Genomic DNA, 25,249 nt, shown 5'->3' on the forward strand with positions numbered 1-25,249 from the left:
CTTCAGGCAACCCTTTTCGAAAGCAGCGAGCGATAGAGTTCGACATATTTTTCGGCGCTCTTGTCCCACGACACATCGGCCTTCATGCCCTGGCGCTGCAACGATTCCCAGACCGCCGGACTGGCATGTGCGTCGACGAGGCGGCGGATGGCGTGCAGCAAGGCACCGCCATTGTTGGGCGCGAACTGGAAGCCGGTGGCGACGCCGGCCGAAACGGCAGCCTCATTGGCGTCGATTACCGTGTCGGCAAGGCCGCCGGTGCGGGCAACCACGGGTACGCAGCCATAGCGCAGGCCGTAAAGCTGCGTCAGCCCGCACGGTTCGAAGCGCGAGGGAATGACGATGGCGTCGCAGCCGCCTTGCATGATGTGCGACAGCCCCTCGTCGTAGCCGACAACGACCCCAATGCGGCCGCGATGCCTGGCGGCGGCGGCGAGCAGCGCGCCTTCGAGGCCGGCATCGCCCGAGCCCAGGATGGCCAGGCGCGCGCCGGTCGCAACAATGCCATCGACCGCTGTCGCCAAGGTATCCATGCCCTTTTGCCAGGTCAGGCGGCTGACGACGCAGACGATCGGGCTATCGTCGCGCTCAAGGCTGAAGCGGTCTTCCACGGCAACCCTGTTGGGAGCGCGCGCCTTCAGCGTGCTAGCCGTATAGGTGGACACCAGGTGCTTGTCGGTTTCCGGATCCCAGATGTCGGTGTCGATGCCGTTGACTATGCCATAGAGATCGCTGGAGCGCATGTTGATGAGGCCGTCGAGGCCCATGCCGAATTCCGGCAAGCGGATCTCCTGCGCGTAGGTCGGACTGACCGTGGTGATTGCCCAGGCGGCCTGCAGGCCGGCCTTGAGGAAGCCGACGCCGCCGTAATATTCGACGCCGTCGAGCGCCATTGCCGCCGCCGGCAGGCCGAGTTCGCCAAAGATGGCGGCGCCGAACTGGCCCTGGAAAGCGAGGTTGTGGACAGTCATCATCGATGGCACGCCGACCGCCTTGCCGTAGCGCATATAGGCCAGCGTCATCGCCGACTGCCAGTCATGGGCGTGGACGATGTCGGGCTGGTAGCCCGAGATGGCGCCACCGGCAATGTCGCCGCCGACCTGGCTCAGCGCCGCGAAGCGCCGCCAGTTGTCGGGCCAATCGACCCCGGTCGCATTGCCATAGGGGCCGCCGGGACGGTCGAACAGATGCGGCGCGTCGAGCACGAAAAGCTCGAGCCCGGCGAGCTGAACGGAGTGGACGGAGGCCTTGCCGCCCTGCAGCAAGGGATATTGCAGAACCGCCCGCTTCTTCTTGAAGGCGGCCATGACGGTCGGAAACCCTGGGATGAGCGTGCGCACGGTCACGTCCTTGGCCGCTAAGGAAATGGGCAGCGCGCCGGTCACGTCGGCAAGCCCTCCGGTCTTGATCAGCGGAAAGATCTCGGGCGTGACCGACAGAACCTGCATGCGTTAAAGCCCTAACTTGTCGATCATGTCCTGCGTGACCAGGCAGATGCCTTTCTCCGAGACGCGAAAGCGCTTGGCATCGAGGACGGGATCTTCGCCGACCACCAGGCCTTCCGGTATCCTAACACCATGGTCGATGACCACGCGCTTCAACTTTGCGTTCCGGCCGACATGAACGTCGGGCAGCATGACGACCTCTTCCAGCGTCGAAAAGGAATTGATGCGCGCGCCGGTGAAGATCAGGCTTCTTTTGAGCGACGCACCCGAGACGATGCAGTCGCCCGAGACAAGCGAGGACACGGCCGAACCGCGGCGGCCATCCTCGTCATGCACGAACTTTGCCGGCGGCTTCAATTCGGCATAGGTCCAGATCGGCCAGTCGCGGTCGTAGAGGTCGAGTTCAGGCGTGATATCGGTCAGGTCGATATTGGCTTCCCAATAGGCGTCGACCGTTCCGACGTCGCGCCAGTAGGCCTCGTTCTCGGCGGTCGAGCGGACGCAGGATTTGGCGAAGCGATGCGCGATCGCCTTACCGTGCTGGACGATATAGGGGATGATGTCCTTGCCGAAGTCGCGGCTTGAGCCCGGCTCGGCCGCATCGCGGCGCAATTGCTCCATCAGGAATTTGGTCTTGAACACGTAGATGCCCATCGAAGCCAGCGCGAATTCCGGCTTATCGGGAATGCCGGGCGGATCGGCGGGTTTTTCGACGAAGGCGATGATGTTGTCCTTGGCATCGACATGCATGACGCCGAAGCCGGTGGCTTCCATGCGCGGCACTTCGAGGCAGCCGACGGTGACATCGGCATTGGCGTCGACGTGCTGGCGAAGCATCATCTCGTAGTCCATCTTGTAGATGTGGTCGCCGGCCAAGATCACCATGTATTCGGGCCCGTAGGCCTCGATGATGTCGATGTTCTGATAAACGGCGTCGGCGGTGCCTTCATACCACTGCGTTTCCGAGACGCGCTGGCTGGCCGGCAGGATGTCGAAACTCTCGTTTCGCTCGGGCCGCAGGAAGTTCCAGCCGCGCTGCAGATGACGGATCAGCGAATGCGCCTTGTACTGGGTGGCAACGCCAAGGCGGCGAATGCCGGAATTCAGAGCATTGGAGAGCGCGAAGTCGATAATGCGCGTCTTGCCGCCGAAATAGACGGCCGGCTTGGCACGCCGGTCGGTCAGTTCCCTGAGGCGGCTCCCACGGCCGCCGGCCAATACATAGGCCATGGCATCGCGCGCCAGCGGCTGGGTCCGTTTCAAGTCTGCCATTTCTACCCTCCCAAGTTACTCGATATCGCCGTTTTACTCAGTCTCGACGGGCTCAGTCGGCAACGAGCTCGAGCATGATCGTCGACAGCGGCGGCAAAAGCATCGTCGCGGAGATGCTTCCTCCCTCCGCCCGTGCCTCGACCATGCCGCCATTGCCCTTGCCGGACCCGCCATATTCGGAAGCGTCGGTGTTGATGATTTCGCGCCATTTGCCTGATATCGGCAACGGCACGCGATAATTGTCACGCGGCACCGGCGTGAAATTGGAAATGACGGCCACCGGGCTGCCGCCCGGTGCACTGCGCAGCCAGGCAAAAACCGAATTCTGGCTGTCATCGACGATCAGCCAGGAAAACCCTTCCGGCTCACAATCACGGCCATGCAGTGCCGGGCGCGAACGGTAGAGATAGTTGAGATCGCGCACCGTCTGCCAGACGCCGCGATGCGGCCGGAATTCAAGCAGGTTCCAGTCGAGCGCGCGCGCCTCGCTCCATTCGCGGCGCTGCGCGAACTCCTGCCCCATGAAAAGCAGCTTCTTGCCGGGATAGCCCCACATGAAAGCGTAGTAGGCGCGCAGCGTCGCAAACTTCTGCCAGTCGTCGCCGGCCATCTTGCCAAGCAACGTGCCTTTGCCGTGCACGACCTCGTCATGCGAGAGCGGCAGCACGAAATTCTCGGAGAAGGCGTAGGTCAGGCCGAAGGTGAGGTCGTTGTGGTGGTGCTTTCGGAAGATCGGTTCCTTGGAGAAATACTCCAGCGTGTCGTGCATGAAGCCCATATTCCACTTGAAGCCGAAGCCCAGCCCGCCTTCATGCACCGGTGCCGAGACCTTCGGCCAAGAGGTCGATTCCTCGGCGATGGTCATCACGCCCGGATGGTGGCCGTAGACCTCCTTGTTCATCTTCTGCAGGAAGTTGACCGCCTCAAGGTTCTCCCGACCGCCTTTCTCGTTGGGGATCCATTCGCCGGCCTTGCGCGAATAGTCGAGGTACAGCATCGAGGCGACCGCATCGACGCGAAGTCCGTCGACATGGTATTTCTCGGCCCAGAACAACGCATTGTTGACCAGGAACGACACCACCTCGCGGCGGCCGAAATTGTAGATCGCGGTGTTCCAGTCGGGATGAAACCCCTTGCGCGGATCGGCATGTTCATAGAGCGCGGTGCCATCGAAATTGGCCAGGCCGTGCTCATCGACCGGGAAATGCGCCGGCACCCAGTCGAGAATAACGCCGACGCCGGCACGGTGGGCGCCGTCGACGAAGCGGGCAAAGCCGTCCGGATCGCCAAAGCGCGCCGATGGCGCGTAGAGGCCGGTCGTCTGGTAGCCCCAGGACGGGTCATAGGGATGTTCAGAGATCGGCATGAATTCGATGTGGGTGAAACCGGTCTCGACCACATAGGGGATGAGCCGGTCGGCCAACTCGTCCCATGACAAGAACGTACCGTCGTCGCGAAGCTGCCAGGAGCCGGCATGGACCTCGTAGATCGAAATGGCTTCGCGCCGGTGATCGGCATTGCGCCAGAAATTGCGATGCGCCTCATCGCCCCACTCATGCGCCGGCGGCACAGCAACGACCGAAGCGGTGGCCGGACGCAGTTCGGATTTGAAGGCGAACGGATCGGCCTTCAGCGGCAGCCTGACGCCGTCGGGGCCGATGATCTCGTATTTGTAGGGCCGGCCAGCACCGATATCGGGAATGAACACCTCCCAGATGCCGGTGTCGCGGCGGTCGCGCATCGAGTGCCGGCGGCCGTCCCATTCGTTGAAATCGCCGACCACAGAGACACGCCGCGCATTGGGAGCCCAGACGGCGAAATGCACGCCCGTGGCGCCTTCGTGCTCGATGACATGGGCGCCGAGCTTGTCGAACAGCCTGAGATGCGATCCCTCGGCGATGTAGTAGTCGTCCATCGGCCCGAGCACCGGACCGAACGAATAGGGATCGGTCAGCCACCAGTCGCCGCCGGCATTGCGCGCGTGATAGCGAAGCGGTTGCCGCTTCTTGATCGAGAGCTTGCCTTCGAAAAAGCCGCCATCGTCGCGCCTGGACAATTCACCCGCGATGGTGCCGGTCAGCGTATAAGCGGTGACGAATTCGGCATTCGGAACAAAGCAGCGGGCCACAAAACCCTTCCCATCCTCCTGAACACCGAGAACGGCAAACGGATCGCCATGCGTACCGGCAACAATCGCCGCAACATCGCTGGCTGCCGCCAGTCCGTCCGGCCCGCTTGTCGCAGCGGTCGCGCGCGGCTTCTTCATCAGGCAGTGTCCCTCCCCAGGCACCGAGTGTTTGTTTTAGGCACCGAGTGTTTGTTTTCTAGTGGTGTGATCCGACTTTCAAGTTCACACCACCGGGACCACATTGTTTGCGGCCTCATGCAATCACATCAGGCAGGCACGTTCCAGATTTCTTTCGCATATTGGCGGATCGTGCGATCGGAGGAGAACCAGCCGACACGCGCGACGTTACGGACTGCCCTGGCGTACCAGTCGGGACTGTTGCGCCAGACCGCATCGACCTCGCGCTGGGCGGCGGTGTAGGCATCGAAATCCGCGGCGACCATGAACCAGTCGCTGTTGTAGAGACCGTTGACGAGGTCGCGGTAACGCTCCGGATCGTCCGGCGAGAAGACGCCTGACGAAACAGCCGCGACCGCTTGCGCCAGCTCGGGCGATCCTTCGATGACGGCGCGCGGATCGTAGCCGTTGTTGCGCCGCTCGGCGACCTCGGCGGTGGTCAGGCCGAAGATGAAGATGTTGTCGTCGCCGACGCATTCCTTGATCTCGACATTGGCACCGTCGAGCGTGCCGATGGTCAGCGCGCCGTTCAGTGCGAACTTCATGTTGCCGGTGCCCGACGCTTCCATGCCGGCGGTCGAGATCTGCTCGGACAAGTCGGCGGCCGGCATCATGATCTCGGCAAGGCTGACATTGTAATTCGGCACGAACACTACCTTCAGCAGACCGCGCACGGCCGGATCGCGGTTGATGACTTTTGCGACATCGTTGGCGAGTTTGATGATCAGCTTGGCATTGTGGTAGCTGGGCGCCGCTTTGCCGCCGAAGAATTTCACGCGCGGCATCCAGTCGCGCTCGGGGTGCGAGCGGATCTGGTCATAGAGGGCGATCGCCTCGAGGATGTTCAGAAGCTGGCGCTTGTATTCGTGGATGCGTTTGATCTGGATGTCGAAAAGCGCCGAAGGATCGACCTTGATGCCGAGCCGGTCGGCGACGAGGTTGGCCAATCGCGCCTTGTTGGCGCGCTTGACGGCGGCGAACTTGTCGCGAAAGACGGCATCGCCGGCGAAACCGTCGAGATCCTTAATGGCGTCGATGTCATCGAGAAAACGGTCGCCGATCGCCTCGCGGGCGAGCGACGTCAGTCCGGGATTGCATTGGATCAGCCAGCGCCGCGGCGTGATGCCGTTGGTCTTGTTGTTGATACGATTGGGGTAGAGCTTGTGCAGGTCGGCGAACACCGTCTCCTTCATCAGGTCGGTGTGAAGAGCCGAAACGCCGTTGATGGAATGCGAGCCGACAAAGGCCAGATTGCCCATGCGCACCCGGCGGTCGCCATTTTCCTGGATCAGCGAGATGCGGCCAATCTGCTCGTCCGAGAACTGGTTGGAAGCACGCGCCTCCAGAAGCACTTCAGCGTTGATGGCATAGACGATCTGCATGTGGCGCGGCAAAAGCCGCTCGAACAGCGGCACCGGCCAGCTTTCCAGCGCCTCGGGCAGCAGTGTGTGGTTGGTGTAGCCGAAGGTGCGCTGGGTGATATCCCAGGCCTGGTCGAAGTCCATGCCGTGGACGTCCATCAACAGGCGCATCAACTCCGGCACGGCGATGGCGGGATGGGTGTCGTTCAAGTGGATCGCAGCCTTGTCGGGCAGCGACTTCAGGTCGCCATATTGGCTCAGATGGCGCTGCACGATGTCCTGCAGCGAGGCGGTGGAGAAGAAATACTCCTGCCGAAGCCGCAGTTCCTGCCCGGCCTTGTGGGAATCGGCGGGATAGAGCACGCGCGACAAGGCATCGGCCTTGTTGCTTTCGGCTAGCGCGCCGATGTGGTCACCGGCATTGAATTTGTCTAGCAGGATCGGATCGACCGGCATCCCCGACCAGAGCCGCAGCGTGTTGACGCGGTTGGCCCGCCAGCCGACGACGGGCGTGTCATAGGCGACGGCCAGCACATGCTCGGTCGGTTTCCAGACATGGCGTTCGAGGCGCCCGTCCTTGGAGGTGATCGATTCCACCGAACCGCCGAAACCAACCTCGAAGGAGCGTTCGCGACGTTCGAATTCCCACGGGTTACCGTGATCAAGCCAGGTCTCTGGCAGTTCGACCTGCCAGCCGTCGTGAATCTCCTGCCGGAACATGCCATTGGCATAGCGGATGCCGTAGCCATGCGCCGGAATGTCGACGGTCGCCATGCTTTCCATGAAGCAGGCCGCGAGCCGGCCGAGGCCGCCATTGCCGAGCGCCGCATCGGGCTCGAGTGCTGCAATCAAGTCGAGGTCGACACCCAGCGACGACAGCGCCTCGCGCATGTTGTCCATCAGGCCCAGATTGGAGAAGGCATCACGCATCAGGCGGCCGATGAGGAATTCCAGCGACAGATAATAGACGCGCTTTTCCTTCTGGTCGTAAGCCTCTCTCGTCGCCTGCATCCAGTGATCGACGATCCGGTCGCGCACGACCTTGATCGAGGCGGTCAGCCAGTCGTACTGGGTCGCAACGGTGGTGTCCTTGCCGACCCTGTATTTGAGGGCCACCAAGACTTCACGTGCGAGTGTCTTTGGATCAGGATTTTCGAGCAGTGGCGGAAGGGGTTCGGATGTCATCGCGCTCGTCATGATGCCTCTCGTGCGGTTGCCATGATCATACCGGCTTTCATCGCTCCTCCCAGCCCATGCTAGCTGATACCGCCATATATTCAATCGATTTAAACAGGTTCGATCCGGCTTGCCCCCTGCGGCAATTTGGCAATTCTGAAGTGTGACGCGTCAAGACGGCCCGCGCGACGCGCTTCAAATTCCTGTTCCGTGCTTGCCGCTGTTGCCAAGCACCAGCCACTTTGGGCGACATGTATCAAGCCGCCAGCGCCGCCTCCGGCGGGGCCTTGGCTCCTGTCATGAAGGCGACGGCATCGGACATCGTATATTGCTTGGGGTCGATGACGGCGAGGCGACGGCCCAGCCGATGGATGTGAATGCGATCGGCCACTTCGAAGACATGCGGCATGTTGTGCGAGATCAGCACGATCGGGAGGCCGCGCTTCTTGACGTCGAGGATCAATTCGAGCACGCGGCGGCTTTCCTTGACGCCAAGCGCGGCCGTCGGTTCGTCCATGATCACCACCCGACTGCCGAAGGCGGCCGCACGTGCCACGGCAACGCCCTGTCTTTGGCCGCCCGAGAGCGTCTCCACAGCCTGGCTGATGTTCTGGATGGTCATCAGGCCAAGTTCGGTAAGTTTGTCGCGGGCGCGCTTTTCCATCGCCGGGCGATCGAGCATGCGAAGCCAATCGCCCAGAAAACCCGGTTTACGGATTTCGCGGCCAAGGAACATGTTGTCGGCGATCGACAGCGCGGGCGACAGCGCCAGGTTCTGGTAGACGGTCTCGATGCCGGCTTCGCGGGCCTCCATCGGCGATTTGAAGGAGACGGGTTTTCCTTCAAGCCGGATCTCGCCTTCATCGGGCACGGCAGCGCCGGAAATCGCCTTGATGAGCGACGATTTGCCGGCGCCATTGTCACCGATGACCGCAAGGATTTCGCCGGGGTAAAGGTCGAAGTCGGCGTTGTCGAGGGCGGTGACGCGGCCGTAGCGCTTGACCAGGCCACGCGCGGTGAGAATGGGTTCCTGGGTCGTGGTCATGCCGAAACCTTTCTGATCCATTGGTCGACTGCCACGGCGCCGATGATCAGCACACCGGTGAGCAGCACCTTCCATTGCGGATCGGCGCCCAGCATGTTGAGGCCCATGGAGACGACGCCGACGATCATCGCGCCGAACAGCGTGCCCAGGATCGAGCCACGTCCGCCGAACAGGGAAATACCGCCGATCACCGTCGCGGTGATCGCCTGGAGATTGTAGTCGGTGACGGCGGCCGACGGCGAGATCGAGCCGTTGCGGCCGATGGAGACCCAGGCAGCGAAAGCGGCGATCAGCCCGGCAAGGGTGTAGACCGTCATCAGCACCTTCTTGGTCTGGATGCCCGACAACTTCGCCGCCTCCTGATCATCGCCAACGGCGTAGACATGGCGGCCCCATGCCGTGTGATTGAGCACGTACCAGAGGATCATCACGAGCACGACCGTGGCAATGACGCCGAGCGTCAGCACCGCCGTGCCGACCTTGAAGCTGATGGCAAAGAGATGCAGCAGCGGCGCCTGGGTGTCGACATCGGTGTCGCGGATCGTCTCGTTGGCCGAATAGATGAAGTTAGTGGCCATGACGATGTTCCAGGTGCCAAGCGTCACGATGAAGGGCGGCAGCTTCATGTAGGCGACAAGCACCCCGTTGAGCAGCCCGCAGGCCGCGCCGGCGGCAAGCCCGATCGCCACGGCGAGCGCGCTCGGCATGCCATAGCTGACCGCGCAATTGCCCATGATCACCGCTGAAATCACCATGATCACGCCAATCGACAGGTCGATGCCGGCGGTCAGGATGACCAATGTCTGCGCAGCACCCAGAATGCCGATGATGGCGATCTGCTGCAGGATCAGCGTCAGTGTGTAGGACGAAAAGAACCGCCCTCCGATGGTGATGCCGAAGACGATGATCGCCAGAACCAGCACGATCAGCGGCACCGCGGCCGGCGTCGAATGCAGGAAATGCTGGATGCGCTTGACGGCCGATTTGCGCTCGTCAAAAGCGGCAACGCTTGTATCGCTGCTCGAGAGAACCTTCTCGAATTCCTGAGCTTGAGCCATGTTTACTCCCCGTAGGCTTCAGCCAAACGCCGACGCCAGTCCACGCCTTTCCGGTCTGCTGCCGGGATTGTTCGCGGTCACGCGAGCCATCGTCCACCCGAAGCGGCCGGGGATCAAGCCCCGGCCGCTCAGGTTCCCTGGATGCCTGTCAGACCGGGATCAGCCCCAGCACTTGGCGAGGCCTTCCTTGGTGTCGATGGACTTCACGCCGGTGGCCGGCTTGTCGGTCACCAGGTTGACGCCGGTGTCGAAGAAGTTCTTGCCTTCGGTCGGCTTCGGCTTGGTTCCGTCCTTGGCGAAGGCGGCGATCGCCTCGATGCCGAGCGCTGCCATCTGCAGCGGATATTGCTGCGACGTGGCGCCGATGACACCTTCGGCCACCGACTTCACGCCGGGGCAGCCGCCGTCGACGGAGACGATCAGCACCTGGCTTTCGAGGCCGACAGCCTTGAGCGCCTGGTAGGCGCCGACAGCGGCGGGCTCGTTGATGGTGTGGATGACGTTGATGGTGTTGTCCTTCTGCAGGAGGTTCTCCATCGCCTTGCGGCCGCCCTCTTCGTTGCCGTTGGTGACATCGTGGCCGACGATGCGCGCATCGTCCTCATCGCCGATCTTGTTGGGATCCTTCACATCGATGCCGTAGCCCATCATGAAGCCCTGGTCGCGCAGCACGTCGACGGTCGGCTGCGACGGGGTCAGGTCGAGGAAGCCGATCTTGGCGTCCTTGGCCTTGTCGCCTAGCGTGGCGGCTGCCCAGGCGCCGATCAGCTTGCCGGCTTCGAGATTGTCAGTCGCAAAGGTTGCGTCGGCCGCATCGATGGGATCGAGCGGCGTGTCGAGCGCGATCACCAGCAGGCCGGCGTCACGCGCCTTCTTCACGGTCGGTACGATGCCCTTGGTGTCGGATGCGGTGATCAGGATACCCTTGGCGCCGTCGGCGATGCAGCTTTCGATCGCCGCGACCTGGCTCTCGCTGTCGCCGTCGATCTTGCCGGCGTAGGTCTTGAGGTCGACGCCGAGTTCCTTGGCCTTCGCCGTGGCGCCTTCCTTCATCTTGACGAAGAAGGGATTGGTGTCGGTCTTGGTGATCAGACAGGCACCGACACCGGCCGCGGATGCGGACGACGCAAACGCCACCAACCCCAGAGCCGCGGCGGCAAACACGGTCGATTTCAACAGTTTTGTATTGGTCACGATTTTCCTCCCAGTGGAACATTCCGATGCCGGCCAACCGGCACCTGCAGCGCATCCAACGAAATTCTCCCAGCGTGGACGCTGCCTCAACAGACACCAGGCCGAAGCCTCTGTCAATAATTAAATCACTCTTATTTATTATTGACAGCCTTGCTTCATTCACCCATTCTGGCCCAAAAGCATTGAGGGGAAACGACGGGAGGAACAGGGTGGAAACCGCCATTGCGAGGCACGGTTCGCCCGAGGTGAGTGACAGCCTCATTCACCGCGGCACCAACCAGAGCGGCATGCGCGACCACAACGAGCGGTTGGTGCTGTCGCTGGTGCGCCAGCACGGCAGTCTGGCGAAATCCGACATCGCCCGCATGACCGGGCTTTCGGCGCAGACGGTTTCGGTCATCATGCGCGAGCTGGAGGAAGAAAGCCTTCTGCTGCGCCAGGCGCCGTTGCGCGGCAAGATCGGCCAGCCCTCCATCCCGATGGCGCTCAATCCCGAAGGCGCTTTCTTCATTGGCCTGAAGATCGGCCGCCGCAGCGCTGAACTGGTATTGATAGATTTCCTTGGCCATGTCCGTTCGATGCTGCAGCATTCCTATCGCTACCCGGCGCCGCGCGAGACGGTGGACTTCGTCGCCAACGGCATGCGGCAGATGCGCGGCGAGCTGACGCCCGCGCAAGACAAGCGCATCGCCGGGCTCGGCATCGCCATGCCGTTCGAATTGTGGAACTGGGCCGATACCGCCGGCGCCCCGCGCGATGTCATGGACGAATGGCGTCACCGCGACATCAGGGCCGACATCCAGGCGCAATGCGATTTTCCGGTCTATTTGCAGAACGATGCCACGTCGGCCTGCGGCGCCGAACTCGTCTTCGGCCAGGCTGGCGCCGCGCGCGACTTCGTCTATTTTTATATCGGTGCCTTTGCCGGTGGCGGCATTGTGCTGAACGGCCGGCTTTTTGGCGGCCCGACCGGCAATGCCGGAGCGCTCGGCTCCATGCCGGTGCCCGGGCCGGACGGCAAGCCGACCCAACTGATCGATGTCGCTTCCATCGCCATGCTCGAAAAGGCGCTCAATGCGCGCGGCATCGAGGCTTCGCATCTGTGGACCTCGCCGGAAGACTGGGGCGAGATCGGACCCGAGCTCGACGACTGGATCGCCAGCGCCTCGCAAGCGCTCGCCTACGCCATCGTCGCCGCATCCTCGATCATCGATTTCGAAGCGGCGGTGATCGACGGCTGGATGCCGAAGGCGGTGCGTCGCCGGCTGGTCGACGCCATCATCGCGGCAATCGCCACGATCGATGGCGAAGGCTTGAAGCTGCCCGCCATTCGCGAGGGAACCGTCGGCATCCATGCCCGGGCGCTCGGCGGCGCCAGCCTGCCACTTTCCGAACGCTTCCTGATCGGCTCGACGACGATTTCCAGGAGCGCCTGATGCTGATCGGAATTCCGGCGCTGCTCGGTCCGGAGCTTCTGGCGATCCTGCGCGGCATGGGGCATGGCGACGAAATCGCCCTTGTCGACGGAAACTATCCGGCGGAACAGCAGGCAACCCGGCTGGTGCGCGCCGATGGCCACCCTCTTATCCCCGTACTCGACGCGATATTGAGTGTCCTGCCTGTCGATGACGCCGTGCCGGAGGCGCTGTTTCGCGCCTCGGTCAAGGGCGATCCCTCGCTTGCCGATCCCGTCCATCATGAGATCGAGGCGATCTGCGCCAAACGGGCGCCAGGCCGCAAGGTGGTTGCGCTGGCCGGCGCCGACTTCTATGCACGGGTCAAATCGGCGCACGCCATCGTCGCGACAAGCGAGCCGCGGCTCTACGCCAACATCATCATCCGCAAGGGTGTGATCCATCCGCCGGAGACCAGGAAGCCATGATCCTCTGCTGCGGCGAAGCCCTGATCGACATGCTGCCGCGCACGACGACAGCGGGTGAGCCGGCCTTCGCGCCTTATGTCGGCGGCGCGGTGTTCAACACGGCGATCGCGCTTGGCCGGCTCGGCGCGCCGGCAGGCTTCTTTTCGGGCCTATCGTCGGATCTGTTCGGCGGCCAATTCCGGGATGCGCTGGGGGCAAGCAAGGTCAGCTCCACCTATGCGCACACCTCACCACGGCCAACGACGCTGGCCTTCGTCAAGCTCACCAACGGCCAGGCGACCTACACTTTCTATGACGAGAACACCGCCGGCCGCATGCTGACCGTCGACGACCTACCGCAGCTTGGCAGCGAGATCGAAGCCATGCTGTTCGGTGCCATCAGCCTGATTTCGGAGCCCGCCGGCAGTGCCTATGAGGAATTCATGCGGCGCGAGCATGAAAGTCGAGTCATGATGCTCGATCCCAACATCCGGCCGAACTTCATCCCGGACAAGGCCAAGCACCTCAGGCGCATCCGCGCCATGATGGCGATGGCCGACATCGTGAAACTGTCGGACGAAGATCTGAACTGGTTCGGCGAAGCCGGCTCGCACGAGGATGTCATCCGCAACTGGCTGGATCGAGGCCCGAAGCTGATCGTCGTCACCCATGGCAGCGAAGGCGCCGTCGGCTATACCAGGGAACATGCCGTCACCGTCATGCCGGAAAAGGTCGAGGTGGTCGACACGGTCGGTGCCGGCGATACCTTCAACGCCGGCATCCTCGCCTCCTTGCATGAGCAGGGCCTGCTGACCAAGGCGGCGATTTCCGGCTTGTCGAAAGACGCCATCCACAAGGCGCTGGCGCTCGGCGCGAAGGCGGCGGCAGTGACCGTGTCGCGGGCCGGCGCCAATCCACCCTGGCGACATGAAATCGCCTGAGCAACGCTCAACATAAGCTGAGCCCAATCGATCACTTTATGTTTCGCAGGGGCTCTTTCCAGGGCTATGAGGGCGGGATGGCGCCCGACGAAGCCCGGATTTCCGGCATCTGGCTGACATTCGCCGGGAAATACTGGTAACGGACTGCGACACTTGGGCAATTTAGCGCTCCGCCTGCCCGGCTTTCTCGGCAAGCGCAACTCTGGTACCAGCGGCCGATTATCTGGCTAACCCGTTTTGAGGCCGACATGCAGTTCATCGATCTTGGCGCGCAGCGCGAACGAATCCGCGACCGGCTGAAGGCCGCGATCGACCGTGTCGTCGACGAAGGCCGTTATATTCTTGGCCCGCAAGTCACCGAATTCGAGAATAAGCTTGCCGCCTATATCGGCACCAAGCATGTCGTGGCCTGCGCCAACGGCACCGACGCGCTGCTGTTGCCGCTGTTTGCGGCCGGCATCGGCCCGGGTGACGCGGTGTTCGTGCCGAGCTTCACTTTCGCCGCCACCGCCGAAGTGGTGGCGCTGGCCAAGGCCGAGCCGGTGTTCGTCGATGTCGACCCGCATAGCTACAACATCGACATTGCCAGCCTCGAAGCGGCCATCGCCATGATCAAGAAGCAAGGCCGGCTGAAGCCGAAGGCAATCATTCCCGTCGATCTGTTCGGCCTTGCCGCCGACTACGAGGCGATCATGGCGATCGCCAACCGCGAAGGGCTGATGGTGATCGAGGATGCCGCCCAGTCGATGGGCGGTTCGCTCGACGGCAAGATGTGCGGTGCTTTCGGCCATGTCGGATCGACCAGCTTCTATCCGGCCAAGCCGCTTGGCTGCTACGGCGATGGCGGCGCGATGTTCACCAATGATGATGCGCTGGCCGAGCAGCTCAGATCCTTCGCCTTCCACGGCAAGGGCGAAACGCAATATGACAATGTCCGCGTCGGCATCAATTCGCGGCTCGACACGATACAGGCGGCGATCCTGATCGAGAAGCTGGCCATCCTCGAAGACGAGATGGTTGCGCGCCAGGTGGTGGCAAAGCGCTATGCCGACGGGCTTGGCGACATCGTCACCGCCGCCCGCAATCTGGACGGCAGCCGTTCGGCCTGGGCGCAATACGCCATCGAGACTGCCAAGCGCGACGGGCTGAGGGCGCATCTCGGCGAAAAGGGCATTCCGTCTGTCATTTACTACGTGAAGCCGCTGCATGCCCAGGTCGCTTATCGCGACTACCCACGCACGCCGAGCGGCCTTGCCGTTTCGGAAGACCTGCCGAAGCGCATACTCTGTCTGCCGATGCACCCTTATCTCAGCGAAGCCGACCAGGACCGCATCATCGAGACGATCCGCAACTATATCGGCTCGAATTCGGCGCAGGCCGCGGCGGAGTAAGCTGCCGAGCCTTTCTCAGCCGGGGCCCGCCGCCCTGCCGCTGGCAATGAAATGCGGATTGGCAAAATCCTCGTCGTCGCTTTGCCTGCGCTTGCCATAAATCAGAGGTTGGCCGTCGAGCGTGCGCGTCATGCCGCCGGCGGCGCGCAGGATGGCGTCGCCCGCCGCTGTGTCCCATTCCATGGTGCGGCCGAAGCGCGGATAGACATCGGCCTCGGCACTGGCGAGAAGGCAGAATTTCAAGGACGAACCGACCGAAACGATTTCGGCGGCACCCAGGTCGCGAATATAGGCCTCGGTTTCCGGTGTGTTGTGAGACCGACTGGCGACGACGGCCAGCGGCGTCGCGGCCGTTCTCGCCGCGATCGACCGGCGGCCGACGATCTGGTAATCGCCGTCGATTTCGAGTGATTCCGCCCTGCCCGGCTGGCCGGAAAAGAAGCGCCCCGTACAGGGCGCAAAGACGACGCCGACTTCCGGCACTCCATCGCGAACCAGCGCTATGTTGACGGTGAAATCGGTGCGGCGGTTAACGAACTCCTTGGTCCCATCGAGCGGATCGATCAGAAAAAAAGCCCCGTCCAGGTCGGGCGGCACGATCCCGGCGGAAGCTTCTTCCTCGGCCACGCAGGGGATATCGGGAAATGCGGCACGCAGTCCGGCGAGAATGATCTTTTCGCTCTCGCGGTCCGCCTCGGTCACCGGCGAGGCGTCGGACTTGCGGTCAACCGCACAGCCGGCGTGGAACACGCGCATCACCTCGCGCCCGGCCGACAAAGCCAGGCGCTCGAAGATTTCGAGCATCAGCCTGTCGTCAGATGCCGCCGCCGCTATCGTATTGGTCTTCGGCAATGTCGCGCTCGTTCAGCCAGTGTTCCAGGGCGTCGACCATCTCTTCGGCCGACTTGCCGAGTGTCCGCAGATGGATCTCCGGGGTTTCCGGCGCTTCATAAGGGGAATCGACGCCGGTGAAATTCTTGATCTCGCCATTCAGCGCGCGCGCATAGAGGCCCTTCGGATCACGCCTGGCGCATTCCTCGAAGGGCGTATCGACGAACACCTCGACGAATTCTCCGTCGGCCATCAATTCACGTGCCATGCGCCGCTCGGCGCTGAACGGCGAAATGAACGAAACAATGACGATCAACCCGGCATCGGCCATCAAACGCGCCACTTCCGCAACGCGGCGGATGTTCTCAACGCGATCGGCGTCGGTGAAGCCAAGATCGCGATTGAGACCGTGACGGACGTTGTCGCCGTCCAGGATATAGGTATGACGGCCGGTGGCGAACAGCTTCTTTTCGAACAGGTTGGCGATGGTCGACTTGCCGGATCCCGACAGCCCAGTGAACCAGAACACGGCGGGCCGCTGGTTCTTCATGTCGGCGCGCACGCGCTTGCCCACATCGAGCGACTGCCAATGAATGTTTTCGGCACGGCGCAACGAGTGCAGGATCATGCCGGCGCCGACCGTGGCGTTGGAGATGCGGTCGATCAAGATGAAGGCGCCGGTAGTGCGGTTTTCGGCGAAGGGATCGAAGGCGATCGGCGTCCGCGTCGAGATGTTGCAGATGCCGACTTCGTTCATTTCGAGCGACTTGGCCGCTTCATGGGCAAAGTCATTGACGTTGATCCGATATTTCAGGTCGGTGACGGTGGCGCTGGTCTGGTCGGTCTCGGTGCGCAGGATGTAAGAGCGGCCTGGTAGCAACGCATGCTCGTCGAACCAGACGATGTTGGCGGCGAACTGGTCGGCGACTTGCGGCCGTGCGGCAGGCGAAACCAGCATGTTGCCGCGCGAGATTTCGACTTCGTCATCGAGGACGAGCGTGACGGCCTGGCCGACGGCCGCCTGGGCGAGATCGCCGCCATACGAGACGATCCGCTTGACGCGCGAGGATTTGCCGGACTTGGCGACAACGACCTCGTCGCCGGGCGCAACCGAGCCGGAGGCGACCGTGCCGGCAAAGCCGCGAAAGTCGAGATTGGGACGATTGACATACTGGACCGGGAAACGGAACGGCAGTTCGACCATCGCTTCGTCGACCGACACGGTTTCGAGATGCTCGATCAGCGTCGGGCCGGAATACCATTCCATGCTTTCCGACCGGCGGCTGACATTGTCGCCATAACGGGCCGACATTGGGATCGGCACAATGGTCTGGAAGCCGAGATCGCGTGAGAATTGCCCGTAGTCTTCGACGATCCGGTCGAAAACCGCCTGATCGAAATCGACAAGATCGATCTTGTTGACGGCCAGCACGACGTGGCGGATGCCGAGCAGCGAGGCGATGATCGAATGCCGCCTTGTCTGGCGAAGCACCCCCTGCCGGGCATCGATCAGCACGATTGCCAGGTCGGCGGTCGAGGCGCCGGTGGCCATGTTGCGGGTGTATTGCTCGTGGCCAGGTGTGTCGGCAACGATGAATTTGCGTTTCGGTGTGGCGAAGAAGCGGTAAGCGACGTCGATGGTGATGCCTTGCTCGCGCTCGGCCTCCAGACCGTCGACCAGCAGCGCGAAATCGATGTCGTCGCCCGTCGTGCCATGCTTGCGCGAATCGCGTTCGAGCGCGGCGAGTTGATCCTCGAAAATCTGCTTGGTGTCGGACAGCAGGCGCCCGATCAGCGTCGACTTGCCGTCATCGACCGAGCCGCAGGTCAGGAAGCGCAGCAGCGACTTTTTCTCCTGCGCAGCCAGATAGTCGCGAACGTCGTCGGTGGGAGCGAGGCTCTTTGCCATGATGTGGCGCATGGTCAAAAGTACCCCTCGCGCTTCTTCTTTTCCATCGAGCCGGCTTCATCGCGGTCGATCAGGCGACCCTGCCGTTCGGACGTGCGTGCCGTCAGCATTTCGCCGACGATGGCTTCCAGCGTGTCGGCATCCGATTCGATGGCGCCGGTCAGCGGATAGCAACCCAGCGTGCGGAACCGCACCAGCCTGTTCTCCACTGTCTCGCCGGGGCGCAGTTTCATGCGGTCGTCGTCCCGCAGGATCAGCATGCCGTCGCGTTCCACCACCGGCCGTTCCTTCGCGAAATAGAGCGGCACGATCGGGATACTTTCCTGCAGGATGTACTGCCAGATATCGAGTTCGGTCCAGTTCGACAGCGGAAAGACGCGGATCGATTCACCCGATGCGATGCGGGTGTTGAATATCTTCCACATTTCGGGGCGCTGGTTCTTCGGATCCCACACATGCTGAGCGTTGCGGAACGAAAAGATGCGCTCCTTGGCGCGCGATTTCTCCTCGTCGCGACGAGCGCCGCCAAAGGCCGCATCGAAACCGTATTTGTCGAGCGCCTGGCGCAGCGCCACGGTCTTCATGACATGGGTGTGGGTGTTCGAACCATGGTCGAACGGATTGATGTTGTCGCGCACGCCGTCTTCGTTGACATGAACCAGGAGATCGAAGCCGAGTTTCTGCGCCATCTGATCGCGAAAGGCGATCATCTCGCGGAACTTCCACGTCGTGTCGACGTGAAGAAAGGGGAACGGCGGCTTGGCGGGATAAAACGCCTTCATCGCCAGATGCATCAACACGGATGAATCCTTGCCGACCGAATAGAGCATGACCGGCTTGGCAAAAGCGGCCGCAACCTCACGGAATATATGGATGGACTCGGCTTCAAGCCGCTGAAGATGCGTAAGCGCTGTTGTCATGGGCCGTGGGCGTTCTTTCGTATCTTCCAACAGAAGACCTTGCCTCAAATCATCGAGCTCTTCGCGCCCGGTTCGAGCCTTGTTTCCGGACAATCTTTCTCGTGCCGGCGTTCTAGCAGATCGCCATTGTCAAGAACAATGCAAGACTGGCCCGGCGGCACATGGTTCGAGAATGAATTTTCCACAGATGCCGGCAAACCCGGAAATTCCTGCCCGCAAGCTCAACGGCCCAGAAAACGCGGGGAAAATATTGCTTGAATGGACCAGTGTGCGGCTTTCAAGTGACTTCCTCTGGTCGGCCCGCGCCTGCCGCCGATTTTCGGTGGCAATCTGCCCTATACACTATCGAAAATGGGGGGCAGCCGCTATACCAGCCTCGGGAAGCGGGCAAGTGCATCATGAGGCATGGGCAATTTCGAGGCGAGCGCATTCAACTTCGCTAAACAGATCCGCCGCATGAAACTTGCCGAAGACAGCGAGCCCGAAAATTGACCCGGCTTTCATCCCTGAGACAGCAATTCACGCCTTCGCGGATCAACAACTACTTCTCCATCCTTTGCTTCTTTTTTCCACCGGTTCTGGGATCGGTGGTCAGCTTCGTATTCAATGGCGGAGGCCTTTCGTCAGTCCTGCTGATTGCTTTACGGAAAAGGCGCTTCAACGCCGACCGGCCCATGATCTGGATGACGGTCGCGATCTATGCCTACTGCGCCTCCAATCTCCTGGCTTCCATCGTCAACAATTCGTTCGCCCGGGATGCGCCGCATCTTATCCCGCTGGTGACCTTCCTGTTTTTCCCCGTGTCCTATTCGACCTGGAGCATCACGCAGAAAACCACGCTTGCCCGCATCATCGTGCTTTCCAGCATGGCCGCCTGCTTTGTCGCGCTGCTCATAGCCGTCATCCAGCAATATTGGATTGGCGTCAGGGCCGAGGGGGGAGCTGGAAATCCGATCGTGTTCGCAACCGTCGTCTGCCTTGCCGTGGTCATGTGTGTGGCTGGCGCCTTGTCCGGTATTGAGCAAGCCCGGACACCCCTCTTCTACGCGGCACTGGCCGGGACGATCGCCGTCATCTATTCCGGCTCGCGTATCGTCTGGCTGGCACTGCTGATCACCGGTATCGCCGTCATGCTGATCAACCGGCACAGGCTCAGAGGCAGGAATGCCGTTCGCCTGCTGCTGCTGCTGGCGGCGGTCGGCGTCGTGATCGCCGCTTCCAGCTTCCAGGCGATATCCGGGCGGGTCGACTTTTTGCGCTCCGATTGGGGTGCGCTTGGAGCCAGCGGCAACTACGACACCTCGCTGGGAATACGTGTTGCGCTTTGGGAGATCGGACTCAAAGCATTCCATGACATGCCACTGTTCGGGCACGGTGTGGGTGCAACCCAGCTTCTGATCAAGCAGGGCTTTCATGAGCAGTTCGCGATGGACACAGGCTTCAACCATTTTCACAACGGCTTCCTGACCGCCTTGGTGCAAGCGGGAATTCTGGGCGCCGTGACGCTGGCGGCGATCTTTATCGTTGCCGCTGGAAATGCCGTCCGGGTCTTGCGAAACAGCAGCGATCCGAGCGAGCGGTTCGGCGCGACCATGATTGTCGTCGTGGTGATCACCTATCTGACGGCCGGAATGACAGGCATCCTGATCGGCCATGACATTCTGGACTCGGTGCTGATGGTCTTCCTGGTGAGCGGAACATATCTCGCCTCCGGCCGCCAGGTTCCGTTGTTGGAAGAGCAGGCACCTGCGCCAGTGATGGAAGAGCGAGTAGTCAGCAAAGAGCTGTTTCGGGCAAGCCCATGAAGGTTCTGGTCACGGGAGCGACAGGTTTCATCGGGCGTCTTGTCGTGCGCCACCTTCGCGAAGCCGGTGCCGAGCTTCGCCTCGCCTCCCGCCATCCCGAGAGGCTGGGTTCGGAAAACGAGACTGTGCCGATGCCCGGTTTCGACGCGCCGGCCGCCGCCTTCCTGGAACTGACCCGGGATATGACTGACGTGGTCCATTGCGCCGGCCTCAACAATGATCAGGGAAATGCAACCGAAGCCGATTACAGGGCGGTCAATGTGGAATTGAGCGCGCGGCTGGCGCATGCAGCGGCGGCACAGGCCAGCGGACGCTTCATCCATCTCTCCTCGATCCGAGCGGTGATCGGCGCGCACGTCAGCGCAACGATCTACGAGGACACGCTTCCTGCCCCACAATGCGCCTATGGACGCTCGAAGCGCGAAGGCGAGATCAAGGTTTTGGACGCTTACGCGTTACACGGCCGCTCGGACGCCGCCGTGTTGCGCCTGCCTCCGGTTTATGGAAGCGGCATGAGGGGAAATCTGGCGACGCTGATGCGCCTGGCCGATACGGCACTGCCGCTGCCGACCGGCGCCTTGACGGGAATCCGCTCGCTGATGTCTGCCGGGGCCGCAGTGCGAGCGGTGTCGCACCTGCTGAGCCATTCGGGGTCACTTTGCCCGATCTATGTCGGCGCCGATGTACCGCCGGTCGCAGTCACCGCCATCATCGCCGCCTTTCGCAGGGGTTTCGGACGGCCGATGCGCCTGATGACCGTGCCGGCAGGCCTGATGCGGCCGGCCGCTGCCATGCTGGGCAAGCAGGCATTTTGGGACAGCATGACCGCGACACAGATATGCGATCCTGCCCTGCTGATATCGCAAGGATGGGTGCCTGAAACCGGCACGCTGGAGCGGCTGGCCGAGCTAGCGCGGCTCAATAAATCTCGACTTCCTGTTTGACCATGACCTTTCCCAAAAACCGGCTTCCAGTTTTGGGATCATGCTCCGCTCAGCTTCGATAGAGCGTCCCAGCCAGGATCCGAAGGTCGAGCCAGAACGACGCCGTCCCGAGATAGGCAGCATCCGTTTCAGCCAAAAGCTCCGGGTTCGACATGTCGATGCCCCTGATCTGGGCCAGGCCGGTTATGCCCGGCAGCGCCGCCAAAACCCCCAGCCGCCTGCGACACTCGATCAACTCCGTTTGGGTCGGCAGGCAGGGGCGCGGCCCGACCAGGCTCATTTCGCCCTTCAGGACGTTCCAGAATTGTGGCAGCTCGTCGAGCTTGAACTTCCGTAAGACCTTCCCGACCGATGTCACGGAATCCACCGGCGCCTCATGCGAGGGCAGTGACGGCGTCCCGACATACATCGTGCGCAACTTGTGGCAGCGAAAAAGCCGACCGTCACGGCCGACCCGCACCTGTGAAAAAATAGCCGGGCCCGGCGACGATGCCCGAACGGCAAGGACGGTGAGCGCCAAGACAGGAGATGTGGCCACCAGCAGCAGAGCCGCACCGGCAATATCGAAGATTTGCTTGGCTGCCTTCATGAACGGCCGATAGTACTCCCTGCCGAAGTCCCGAGGCAACGCCGCAGGCAAATGCCGTCAATCCGGTCGAAGTAGCATGAGCCGATCTTTTGACCAAGCGTGCCACGCACTCGTGCCAATGTTCAGATGCGCCCCAGGACGAAAGCGAGATAGAGCCCCAGGTTTCCGGAAACGGTCTGCCGATAGACGCCGCTTTGGCGCAAGCCCGCCAAGCGCCGGAAAAGACCGCCGTTACGCCCGCGGGTGAAAAGGTCGAGGCATGCCGTCGCGTCCTCGGTCAGGAGGTCGCGATTGAGGGCGAGACCGTCGAGGTTGAGGTCTGTCCAGCCGGCGAATTCCCCCTTGAACAGGCGGCCAAGCCGGGACACCCTTGCCTTCCAGGACACGTTGGCGCCGACCAGGTTCGCCGCGTGCTGCCGGTAGCGCACCAGCGGCCGCGGATCGTAGCGGACGATGCCGCCGGCGGCGGTCACGATGAGATAGGCCCACCAGTCATGGCTGACGAACCCGGTCCGCGTGGAGGCCCTGGCCAGCAGGTCGCGTGCCGCAGCGTTGAGCAGGATTGTGTTGCCGCCGGCGATGCTTTGCACAAGCGCGTTGCGAAAGGTTGGCGGCCGGGCAAACAGCGGCGAATGGCCGACAAGACTTCCTGTTTCCGTCATGGTGGCGGTTCGCGAACAAAACATCAGCGGGGTTTTCGCATCCTGGGTCCGCATCCAGCTGATGGCGCTCTCCAGCCTGTCGGTCTCCCAGATATCGTCCTGGTCGCAGAAGGCATAGCAGTCCGCCTCGATGCGTCGGTCGACGATCATGGAGCGGAAATTGGCGGCGAAGCCTTGCCGCGGCCCCTCTACCAGCGTCATCCGACCTTTGGGCCGCCAGCGGGATTTCCATGTCTCGATGATGGCGGTCGTGCCGTCGACGGAGCCATCGTCTGAAATCCACAGGTCGACCAGAGGGTGCGACTGCGCGAGCAGGGACTGCAGCTGTTCATCGATGAAGGCCGCGCCATCCTTCGTGCCCATCAGGACCGCGACGCGCAGATCTGCTTTGCTCACGACCAAGATCGCTTTCTGAATTCTGAACCGGGCCTAGCTCGCCTGCCCGGCCGTTTTCGGGATCGCGCCCTGATGAGGGCTTTCCCGGGCCTTCTTGGCGCGGTCGAGACCTGCCAATGCGGCGAGCGCGGCAGCCTTGTCCTGGTTTTTCGCCGACTGCTGCAGCGCCGTGAGCGCGACCTGGACATCCGACCATTCCACGACGTCCGTGCTGAGGCCGAAAACCTTCGAGATGCCGAGTTCGACGAGTTCCTCGTCTTCGCCATGCAGCGTTTCGTGAAGTTTTTCGCCCGGCCTGATGCCGGTGAACCGGATCGCGATGTCCTTGTATGGGCTCTTTCCGGACAAGCGGATCATCGTTTCGGCCACTTCAAGGATCGGCACCGGCTTGCCCATGTCGAGCATATAGACGGCATAATCGTGTCCGCTCTGCCGCGACGCGGCATCGGCCGCCGACATGATGACGAGATCGACGGCTTCGGCCACGGTCATGAAATAGCGCGTCATGCGCCGGTCGGTGATGGTGACGGGCCCCCCAGCCTCGATTTGCGCCTGGAATATGGTCGCCACCGAACCATTGCTGCCGAAGACATTGCCGAACCGCACTGCAATGAACTTGGTGGCCGGGTCACGCCCGCCCGTCTCGCCATGCAAGGCGCTGATGATCTGTTCGGCGGCCCGCTTCGTCATGCCGAGCACTGATGAGGGATCCACCGCCTTGTCGCTCGATATCAGGACAAATTGCGCAACCCCGCACTTGGCGGCAACCTCGGCGCAGACGAGCGTTCCGAAAATGTTGGTTTGAATGGCTGAATCCCAGTTCTCCTCGAGCAGCGGAACATGTTTGAGCGCCGCGGCGTGAAAGATGATGTCCGGCCGGAATTCCGTGACGACACGCGTTATTTGGCGCCGGTCCGAGACATCGACGATGCGGACCTTGAGCCGGTCATGGTCCTTCTCGTCAACATACTGGCTCAACTGGAAAATGCCGAACTCGGAGTTGTCGGCGACCAGCACCGCCTCGGCTCCCAGTTCCAGCGACCGCTTGACCAGCGTCTGGCCGATAGAACCGGCGCCGCCGGTCACCAGAACGCGTTTGCCGCTGACAAAGGCGCCGATGCGCTGGATGTCGGACGCGACCGCCGGACGGCGCAGGATCGTTTCCATCTCAACGGTGTCGAGAACCAGCTTTCCGTGCTGTTCCAACTCCGAAAGGCCTGAGAACTGCACCACATTTATGTCGCCGTGCCGGGCAATGCGCACGAGTTCCGAATAGTCCTCGATTTCGTGCTCGGCGCCGCTGCCGAAAATCAGCAGGTCCAGGCTTTTGGTGCCGGTCGCATAGTCTTCCAGGACATCGATCAGGCGCGGCATGGCCGCCACCACGGGAACACCTTGAATCCGCGTGCCCAACGGTGCGCCGCGCTCGGTCGCCATGATGCCTGCGATGGAATAGTCCGCCGGTTGCGCCGTGCGCGTGAAGCGAATGATCAGGTCGGCCTCGTCGAGCCGGCCGACGAACAGAGCGCGCTTGGCCTGTCTGATGTCGGTCTTGCGGCTCAGAATCCCCCAGCTCGCGCCGTCACGCAGGAAGCGGTAGAACAGCCGGGGTGCCGAGATGATGGTGAAGGAGACAAGGAAGAAGACGATGAACTGACGCTCGTTGAGCCCCGCCACCGGCCGGTAAAAACGCAGCAGCAGCGACGCCATGTAAAGAGTGAACGTCAAAATCGCGCAGCTCTTCAGGATGTTGAAGAAGTCGGGCGTTGAGGCGAAGCGCCAGACGGTGGTGTAGAGGCCACTGTAGCGGAACAGCAAATGGCTGATGACGACGATGCCCGCCCATGTCGCCAGACCCTCCTTGGAGAGCGCTTCGAACGAAAGATTAGACCGCGAAAGGACGAGGCTGAGCGCCACGGCGACCAGGACCATGACCACGTCCTGGACCATGATGAAGGCGCGCCGCATCTGTGGCCTGAGCCCTAATACTGATTCGAGATAAGAATTCATTGGACGGCAGAAGACTCCAGGATCAAAGGCATCGACACCTGCGAGGTGCGAACACGAAGATACTTCGCGACCAACCACCTTACTCAAGTGCCATCCCCGGCCCCCGCCGTCCTGTATCGCATACTGCGGGGGCG

General features: G+C 62.1%; 19 protein-coding genes. 6 read left to right on the forward strand and 13 right to left on the reverse strand.

Annotation, left to right across the window (positions count from 1 at the left end):
- Positions 1 to 2: 2 nt before the first annotated feature.
- The 7 genes from glgA to NKH06_RS10660 form a co-directional block, all read right to left on the reverse strand.
- Positions 3 to 1,448: a glycogen synthase GlgA gene (glgA, locus tag NKH06_RS10630; RefSeq protein WP_352893010.1), complete on the reverse strand. Its 1,446-nt coding sequence runs from the start codon at positions 1,446 to 1,448 to the stop codon at positions 3 to 5.
- 3 nt (positions 1,449 to 1,451) lie between these two features.
- Entirely contained in the window at positions 1,452 to 2,717 is a 1,266-nt protein-coding gene (gene glgC / locus NKH06_RS10635) for a glucose-1-phosphate adenylyltransferase (protein ID WP_023808506.1), read from the reverse strand.
- 52 nt (positions 2,718 to 2,769) lie between these two features.
- Positions 2,770 to 4,983 carry a 1,4-alpha-glucan branching protein GlgB gene (gene glgB / locus NKH06_RS10640; protein WP_352893012.1) on the reverse strand — a complete coding sequence of 738 codons (2,214 nt, stop codon included), beginning with the start codon at positions 4,981 to 4,983 and terminating at the stop codon, positions 2,770 to 2,772.
- 128 nt (positions 4,984 to 5,111) lie between these two features.
- Complete coding sequence (locus NKH06_RS10645) at positions 5,112 to 7,580, reverse strand: glycogen/starch/alpha-glucan phosphorylase (RefSeq protein WP_352893013.1); 2,469 nt, start codon at positions 7,578 to 7,580, stop codon at positions 5,112 to 5,114.
- A 235-nt stretch (positions 7,581 to 7,815) separates the two neighbouring features.
- Positions 7,816 to 8,625, reverse strand: a complete 810-nt coding sequence (locus tag NKH06_RS10650; protein ID WP_352441333.1) for an ATP-binding cassette domain-containing protein — start codon at positions 8,623 to 8,625, stop codon at positions 7,816 to 7,818.
- A complete protein-coding gene (locus NKH06_RS10655; protein WP_352441334.1) occupies positions 8,601 to 9,662 on the reverse strand; it encodes an ABC transporter permease in 1,062 nt (353 codons plus the stop codon). Before NKH06_RS10655 ends, NKH06_RS10650 begins: the two co-directional genes overlap by 25 nt.
- A gap of 159 nt (positions 9,663 to 9,821) precedes the next feature.
- Positions 9,822 to 10,856 carry a sugar ABC transporter substrate-binding protein gene (locus NKH06_RS10660; protein ID WP_502895158.1) on the reverse strand — a complete coding sequence of 345 codons (1,035 nt, stop codon included), beginning with the start codon at positions 10,854 to 10,856 and terminating at the stop codon, positions 9,822 to 9,824.
- Positions 10,857 to 11,065: 209 nt separating this feature from the next.
- Between NKH06_RS10660 and NKH06_RS10665 the strand changes: the two genes are divergently transcribed.
- From NKH06_RS10665 to NKH06_RS10680, 4 genes are all read left to right on the forward strand, one after another.
- Positions 11,066 to 12,292 (forward strand): ROK family transcriptional regulator, encoded by a 1,227-nt coding sequence (locus tag NKH06_RS10665; RefSeq protein ID WP_352441335.1) that lies wholly within the window; start codon positions 11,066 to 11,068, stop codon positions 12,290 to 12,292.
- The gene (locus NKH06_RS10670; RefSeq protein ID WP_023808513.1) at positions 12,292 to 12,738 is read left to right on the forward strand and encodes an RbsD/FucU family protein; all 447 of its coding nucleotides are present in this window, start codon (positions 12,292 to 12,294) and stop codon (positions 12,736 to 12,738) included. The genes NKH06_RS10665 and NKH06_RS10670 overlap by 1 nt, the downstream gene beginning before the upstream one ends.
- Positions 12,735 to 13,658 carry a carbohydrate kinase family protein gene (locus tag NKH06_RS10675; RefSeq protein WP_023808514.1) on the forward strand — a complete coding sequence of 308 codons (924 nt, stop codon included), beginning with the start codon at positions 12,735 to 12,737 and terminating at the stop codon, positions 13,656 to 13,658. The genes NKH06_RS10670 and NKH06_RS10675 overlap by 4 nt, the downstream gene beginning before the upstream one ends.
- Before the next feature lie 248 nt (positions 13,659 to 13,906).
- Entirely contained in the window at positions 13,907 to 15,049 is a 1,143-nt protein-coding gene (locus NKH06_RS10680; protein ID WP_352441336.1) for a DegT/DnrJ/EryC1/StrS family aminotransferase, read from the forward strand.
- Between the two features lie 15 nt (positions 15,050 to 15,064).
- Here the strand turns inward: NKH06_RS10680 and cysQ are convergent, their stop codons facing one another.
- From cysQ to cysD, 3 genes are read right to left on the reverse strand one after another with little or no spacing between them, the layout of a single operon-like run.
- Positions 15,065 to 15,853, reverse strand: a complete 789-nt coding sequence (cysQ, locus tag NKH06_RS10685) for a 3'(2'),5'-bisphosphate nucleotidase CysQ (protein WP_352441367.1) — start codon at positions 15,851 to 15,853, stop codon at positions 15,065 to 15,067.
- A gap of 10 nt (positions 15,854 to 15,863) precedes the next feature.
- Entirely contained in the window at positions 15,864 to 17,801 is a 1,938-nt protein-coding gene (gene cysN / locus NKH06_RS10690; RefSeq protein ID WP_352441337.1) for a sulfate adenylyltransferase subunit CysN, read from the reverse strand.
- A gap of 2 nt (positions 17,802 to 17,803) precedes the next feature.
- Positions 17,804 to 18,709 (reverse strand): sulfate adenylyltransferase subunit CysD, encoded by a 906-nt coding sequence (cysD, locus tag NKH06_RS10695; RefSeq protein ID WP_023808519.1) that lies wholly within the window; start codon positions 18,707 to 18,709, stop codon positions 17,804 to 17,806.
- A gap of 488 nt (positions 18,710 to 19,197) precedes the next feature.
- Here cysD and NKH06_RS10700 point away from each other — a divergent pair, with 488 nt between their 5' ends.
- Positions 19,198 to 20,514: an O-antigen ligase family protein gene (locus NKH06_RS10700; RefSeq protein WP_352441338.1), complete on the forward strand. Its 1,317-nt coding sequence runs from the start codon at positions 19,198 to 19,200 to the stop codon at positions 20,512 to 20,514.
- Positions 20,511 to 21,458: an NAD-dependent epimerase/dehydratase family protein gene (locus NKH06_RS10705; protein ID WP_352441339.1), complete on the forward strand. Its 948-nt coding sequence runs from the start codon at positions 20,511 to 20,513 to the stop codon at positions 21,456 to 21,458. The genes NKH06_RS10700 and NKH06_RS10705 overlap by 4 nt, the downstream gene beginning before the upstream one ends.
- Positions 21,459 to 21,507: 49 nt before the next feature.
- Here NKH06_RS10705 and NKH06_RS10710 read toward each other — a convergent pair whose 3' ends face one another.
- From NKH06_RS10710 to NKH06_RS10720, 3 genes are all read right to left on the reverse strand, one after another.
- The gene (locus NKH06_RS10710; RefSeq protein ID WP_352441340.1) at positions 21,508 to 22,047 is read right to left on the reverse strand and encodes a sugar transferase; all 540 of its coding nucleotides are present in this window, start codon (positions 22,045 to 22,047) and stop codon (positions 21,508 to 21,510) included.
- A 122-nt stretch (positions 22,048 to 22,169) separates the two neighbouring features.
- Positions 22,170 to 23,105: a glycosyltransferase family 2 protein gene (locus tag NKH06_RS10715; protein WP_352441341.1), complete on the reverse strand. Its 936-nt coding sequence runs from the start codon at positions 23,103 to 23,105 to the stop codon at positions 22,170 to 22,172.
- 33 nt (positions 23,106 to 23,138) lie between these two features.
- Positions 23,139 to 25,115 (reverse strand): SDR family NAD(P)-dependent oxidoreductase, encoded by a 1,977-nt coding sequence (locus NKH06_RS10720; protein ID WP_352441342.1) that lies wholly within the window; start codon positions 25,113 to 25,115, stop codon positions 23,139 to 23,141.
- Between the last annotated feature and the right edge of the window lie 134 nt (positions 25,116 to 25,249).

Origin of the sequence: Mesorhizobium sp. M1342, from assembly GCF_040317955.1 — a bacterium.
In the GTDB taxonomy this organism is placed as follows: Bacteria; Pseudomonadota; Alphaproteobacteria; order Rhizobiales; family Rhizobiaceae; genus Mesorhizobium.